The sequence below is a fragment of the Mycobacterium simiae genome (assembly GCF_008370645.1).
Classification (GTDB): domain Bacteria; phylum Actinomycetota; class Actinomycetes; order Mycobacteriales; family Mycobacteriaceae; genus Mycobacterium; species Mycobacterium simiae_A.
The window spans coordinates 1-5,310 of record NZ_VTZN01000248.1 but is presented as its reverse complement, the minus strand read 5'-3'; the positions used below and the strand labels follow the sequence as shown (position 1 = coordinate 5,310).

Genomic DNA, 5,310 nt, shown 5'->3' with positions numbered 1-5,310 from the left:
CCAGTGCCAGCCCCAACCCCAAACTGCCGCTGGTGGACTCGACGATACGCGCCCCGGGGCGTAGGTCGCCGCGGGCACGGGCCATCTCCACCATGTGCAGGGCCGGGCGGTCTTTCATACTGCCGCCAGGGTTGAATCCCTCCAACTTGGCCCAAAACCCCCGCCCGGGCGGGGCCAGCGGTGTCTCAATGCGCAACACCGGCGTGTGGCCCACCATCGCGGCGGGCCGCCGAAGAGCAGCGTGGGCCGACGGGGCGCAATCACGCGGGTGGAGAACCCTGAGTGACGAAAGGGGGTGAACATTGCTGTCGAACGGCAAAACGTGTGTCATTTCAATCGTCGCTTTCCTGCGAACGCCGCGAAACCATTGCGCGGCAACGTGACATGGGTCAGCGGTCACCAGCCGTCGGCATGAGCCGACTCGGCCTGGTGCTGACCTGTCAGCGACGAGACAGGCAGAACCGGGTCAAACGATCTTGCCCGGTAAAATAGGCAACCCGGCGCCGCGGTGGACCGCGCCCGGCCGGGGCCGCCAGCTCAGGGCGCCACCCGATGAGTGCAACCGCGCCGACCACACCCAGCCACACCAACACCGCCGACGCGGGGGCCGAGCGCGGCAGCACCGCCGCCACCAACCGCTCCGGGTGAGCCGAGGACGGACCTTTATCCGCATGAGGGTGATCGACGTCGAGGGTGAACTCACCACCCAACGTCGCCGGCAGCACATGGGCAGCATGCGGGACTGCGGTATGCGAACTAATTAACGTGCCGTGGGCGCCGATGGCCAGCAGCCACCCCGCCAACCACATCACAGCCGCCACCGCGGCCACGGGATGCCGCGGCAACCGACCGATGCTGCTAGAGCTCATAGCGCCCCACCCCACAGCGCGCAGACCGGACAATGCCCGGGTGAGGCCAGGCGCCAACCCGCGGCCCACACCGGCGGAGGCGCGCAAACACGCGGCGCGCCACGACCCCGAGCAGCGGTGCATCGATGTCTGGAACACACACCCACATCATATACCCCATGGCGGTATGGGGTAACCCCGTTGCGCGTCGCCGCTAGAGGCGCATCACACGCCTATGGCCCCACGACGGCTGCTGGAGGCCTCGCGGCGCATACGCACACCCGACCCAGGGCATTGGCCCGGATGCTTCGCGGCCAGCGGCCGGGGTGTCAAGCGGGCGCCCCATGATGCGCATTCGTTGGCGACACCGCGAATCCGCATGTTTAGTAACCATCTTCGTCGGGTACCCCCAGGGGGCATGAGGCAAAAAACAGATATGATCCGAACGGGGCGCATAGGCGCCGCGATCGTCGTCCTTACCGCTGGCTTAGGCGTGGCCGGTGTCGGGGCGGCCGCTGACGTCAACGCCCAGCAGGGGCCCCTGCCCGCTTCCAGCTGCCCCTGGTTCAATCCCTACTGCCACGGCGGCGGTCACGGCGGCGGTCATGGCGGGGGTCACGGTGCTGGCCATGGCGGGGGTCACGGCGGCGGTCATGGCGGGGGTCACGGTGCTGGCCACGGCGGCGGTCACGGCGGTCATTAGTCGAGCTGGCGACAGCCGGGGCGCCCGGGCAACGCTGATGGTGCTCGGGGTTCCAGACTCCGTGCCGGCTCCGGGCTTGGCCAGTCAGCCCTCGCACCGTGCGACATCAGCCGGGCCGTCGCTGGTGGCCGTGAGCGGCCACCAGCGACCTCGAACCGCGACAGCGCAGGCCTCGGTCAGACGCCGGCCTGAATGGCGAGGATGGGCGGCGGCCGACGGGAGTCGGGTGTTGGCGGTGCCCGTGGCGATCACTGATGTCGCATCGACCAGAAGCAGCGACCTCATCCCTCGGTTGCCCGAGATGGGGTTCAAGCGGTGAAGTCGTCGCCGGCGGGCTGCAGACGATGCGCGCGGTCGAGACGCCGTAGGGCCACAGCGGACACCACCCCCAGGAGCATCAGTGCTGCCCACGCCAGTTCGCTGATGCCGGCCCGTCGTGCGGCACCCATGACCGCGCCGGTGCCCAGATTGCCCAGCAGGATTCCCGTCCCGACGATCGTGTAGTACAAGCCGTAGTGGGTGGCCACCAGCCGCCCGCCCAGCGAGACCACCGTGTCCATCTCGAAGGGGAAGACGCCGGCCGAGCCGACGGCCAGCACCGCAGCCGTCAGCACCAGCGCGCAGACCGCCACAGCGCCGAACCGAGGGCTAACTGGCGCTGCGATCAGCGGCAGGAAAGACGCCGCCTGGATTGTCACGCCGCTAGACAGGCTGCCCCGTGGCCCCCACAGCCGGGCCATCCAGCCGGTGATGCGCAACTGCCCCACGATCGCGACTGCGCCGGAAACCACGAACAATGCTGCGACCAAGAAGGATTGGGAACGCGGCACCAAAATCGAGGCCTGCAGCGGCAGCGCGAGATAGATCTGAAAGGACAGCACATAGGAACCGGTCATCGCCGCCGCGAACAACAGGAAAGACCGATTAGCGAGGACGACCCGCCAATCGTGCAGAACCGAGGCCTTCGCCTTGGCCGACAAATCGGCAGCATGCGCGGGCAGCGCCAGCAACTGCGCCGCGGTCAGCGCGGCGAAAACGACTGCCGCGCCGGCCGCGCTGACCCGAAAATCGATCGCCACCAGAGCCAAACCAATCAGCGGGCCCAGCAGGATCCCGGCGTGGTTGAAGATGTTGAACATCGCGAACGCCTCGACGCGGCGATCGCCGACGTCGGCGGCCAGGTAGGCGCGAATCGCGGGGTTGAACAAGGCGCCGGCCAGACCGGTGGCCGCGGCCGCGAGCAACACGGCGGGCAACGACTGCACCACCACCAGCATCGCGAACCCGCCCACGCGCAGCATGCAGCCGGCCACGATCAACCCCTTGTAGCCCCATCGTTCGGCAAGCGTGCCGCCCACGATGAACATGCCCAGCTCGGAAAAGTCGCGGACACCCACGACCAGACCGACCGCCCACGCCGCCAGCCCCAGCGGCCCGGCCAGGTAGCCGGCCAGATACGGCATCAACATGTAGAAGCCGACGTTGATGCCGAGCTGATTGATCAGCAGCATCCGGCTGGGCCCGGAAAAATCGCGGAACCGCCTCAAAAAACCGCTAGCGCCGCGCTGAATACGCTTTCCCCTGACCGCTCGATATCGCCACGGGCCACGTCGCTTGCGACACGCCGAGGCCGAACCGGCGCCGCAGCAGCACCGCGGTGGCCGCAAAGCCGGTGCTCAGCCCGATCCATATGCCGGCGCCCTGCAGGTGCACCGCAAACGCCAGCAGCAACATGGCAGGCAGCCCGACCAGCCAATAGCCCACTGTCCGAGACAGGATTCCAAGCAAGCAGCTGCTCATACTGGCTGTCGCAAGGTCGTCCAGGACGATGTGGTTACCGTTTGCCCGGAATTACTCTGCGTGTTCGGCGCAACTGGCATATGTCCCCCATCCCGGATGATCCACGTCGGCCCATGCCAAATTATCGGGCCGCTACCTGCGCCTGGGACACTCCGGGCCGGTTCCTGAGTGTTTTCTGTGACTCTCCTGTAGTAGCTGGGCCGGTGGACGGATGTCAAGTAGTCTCCAGCATGCAGCTGGTTTGCTGGTGGCTCCTGCGGGTGTCGTCGGCATCAAGCGGCAGATGCTCATTCAGGTTTGCCGCGAGAGGGAACCCGGTGTGAATCCGGGACTGTCCCGCAGCGGTATGCAGGAACGACCGCCGTCATCGGCACTGGCCCCACAGCCCGGGGCTGGGAAGCGACGGCCAGTAGGTGCACCGTCCTCGGTGTGTGCCTGTGAGTCCGAAGACCTGCCAGCTGTGTTGGACACATCGGGTGTCCGGTGCGCGTCGCCTCGTGGATTGGGCGGATGGCCACTGCTAGAGATCGGCGTCTATCCCCGGCGCGCAGAACGGCTCTAGCGGCTAGACGTCTCACCGGGGGGACTGGCGGGCATTCGGGCGTATCGGAGGACGTCTGATGCCGGCTATTGCGTTTGCCGCGAATTCTGGGGGCGCGGGTGGCATCGAGGCATGTCGCTTCGCTGGCGGGAATCGATGACCGCCCCGCTTTGGCTGGCGTCGCCGCCGGAGGTGCACTCGGCGCTGCTGAGCGGCGGCCCGGGACCGGCCGCGTTACTGGCGTCCGCCAGCGCGTGGAGTTCGCTCAGCGTCACCTACGCCGAGGTGGCCGATGAATTGTCCGCCCTGCTGGGTGGCGTGCAGGCCGGTGCCTGGGAAGGTCAAAGCGCGGTGGCCTATGCGGCCGCGCATGCGCCGTATCTGGCGTGGCTGATGCAGGCCAGCGCCGACAGTGCCGCAATGGCCACCGAACAGCAAACCGCGGCCGCCGCCTACACCACCGCCCTGGCCGCGATGCCCACCCTGGCCGAGTTGGCCGCCAACCACACCACCCACGCCGCCTTGACGGCGACAAATTTCTTCGGCATCAACACCATCCCGATCACGCTCAACGAAGCCGACTATGTACGGATGTGGATCCAGGCCGCCACCGCGATGGGCACCTATCAGGCGGTCTCGACCGCGGCCGTTGCCGCCGCACCGCGGCCCGCCCCGGCGCCGCACATCCTGAAAGCCGACGCACCGCAGGCCGGTGCCGCTGCCGCCACGCCGATCCAGGACCAGCTCAACCAGTTCCTGCTGTGGCTGTGGCAGATGTATGCCGCGTTCTACAACAACGTCATACAGCCGTTCATCGACTGGTTCGCCAACATCCCGTTTCTGCAAGCGATGTTTGCTGGATTTGATCCCTACTTGCTCATCCTCGGCAATCCACTTACCTACCTGAGCCCGCTCAACATCGCGTTCGCCCTGGGCTACCCGATGGATATCGGCACCTATATCGCCCTACTGTCGCAAACCTTCGCGTTCATCGCAGCGGATCTCGCCGCGGCGTTCGCGTCGGGCAACCCACTGACCATCGGCCTTACCATCGTGTTCGTCACCGTCGAAGCCATCGGCACCGTCATCACCGACACCATCGCGCTGCTGAAGACCCTGCTCGAGCAGACGGCGGTGTTGCTCACGGTTCTGCTGCCCCTGCTGACCGCGCCGTTGGTGCCATTGGCGGCCGGTGCAGCGCTGGTGCCGATCGGCGCCAAGGGCTTGGCGGCGCTGGCGGCGGTGCCGCCACCGGCACCTGTCACGCCCGCGATGCCCTCCCTCGCCGCGCTTGCCCCCACCACCGCCCCGTCGACTCCGAGCCCTACTCCTGCTCCCGTGGAGGCGGTCACCGCGGCGCCCACGCCCGGGGCGCCACCGCCGCCGGCCACCGCACCACCGTCGGTGAGCGGTGCGGG

The 5,310-nt window shown here is 67.6% G+C and carries 6 protein-coding genes and 1 riboswitch; of the genes, 1 reads left to right on the top strand and 5 read right to left on the bottom strand.

Going from position 1 to position 5,310, the window contains the following annotated elements:
- The 5 genes from F0Q45_RS24000 to F0Q45_RS29650 form a co-directional block, all read right to left on the bottom strand.
- The coding region (locus tag F0Q45_RS24000) for a pyridoxal-phosphate dependent enzyme (protein ID WP_149656277.1) at window positions 1–331 on the bottom strand (331 nt) is incomplete at its 3' end.
- A 109-nt stretch (window positions 332–440) separates the two neighbouring features.
- Window positions 441–1,007, bottom strand: a complete 567-nt coding sequence (locus tag F0Q45_RS23995) for a hypothetical protein (protein WP_262491149.1) — start codon at window positions 1,005–1,007, stop codon at window positions 441–443.
- Between the two features lie 328 nt (window positions 1,008–1,335).
- A complete protein-coding gene (locus F0Q45_RS28080; RefSeq protein ID WP_188113131.1) occupies window positions 1,336–1,548 on the bottom strand; it encodes a hypothetical protein in 213 nt (70 codons plus the stop codon).
- 311 nt (window positions 1,549–1,859) lie between these two features.
- Window positions 1,860–3,062 carry an MFS transporter gene (locus F0Q45_RS23985; RefSeq protein ID WP_149656276.1) on the bottom strand — a complete coding sequence of 401 codons (1,203 nt, stop codon included), beginning with the start codon at window positions 3,060–3,062 and terminating at the stop codon, window positions 1,860–1,862.
- 43 nt (window positions 3,063–3,105) lie between these two features.
- The gene (locus F0Q45_RS29650) at window positions 3,106–3,351 is read right to left on the bottom strand and encodes a hypothetical protein (protein ID WP_262491148.1); all 246 of its coding nucleotides are present in this window, start codon (window positions 3,349–3,351) and stop codon (window positions 3,106–3,108) included.
- Between the two features lie 264 nt (window positions 3,352–3,615).
- Window positions 3,616–3,824, top strand: a riboswitch (cobalamin riboswitch).
- Window positions 3,825–4,048: 224 nt separating this feature from the next.
- Between F0Q45_RS29650 and F0Q45_RS23975 the strand changes: the two genes are divergently transcribed.
- Window positions 4,049–5,310: PPE family protein (locus F0Q45_RS23975; RefSeq protein WP_149656278.1), on the top strand; the 1,262-nt coding region annotated here is incomplete at its 3' end.

Coding starts and splice junctions, on each gene's coding strand:
- F0Q45_RS28080 (WP_188113131.1), bottom strand. CDS start 1,548: ATGACCGCCGTGACCGCCGCCGTGGCCAGCACCGTGACCCCCGCCATG.
- F0Q45_RS23985 (WP_149656276.1), bottom strand. CDS start 3,062: ATGCTGCTGATCAATCAGCTCGGCATCAACGTCGGCTTCTACATGTTG.
- F0Q45_RS29650 (WP_262491148.1), bottom strand. CDS start 3,351: ATGAGCAGCTGCTTGCTTGGAATCCTGTCTCGGACAGTGGGCTATTGG.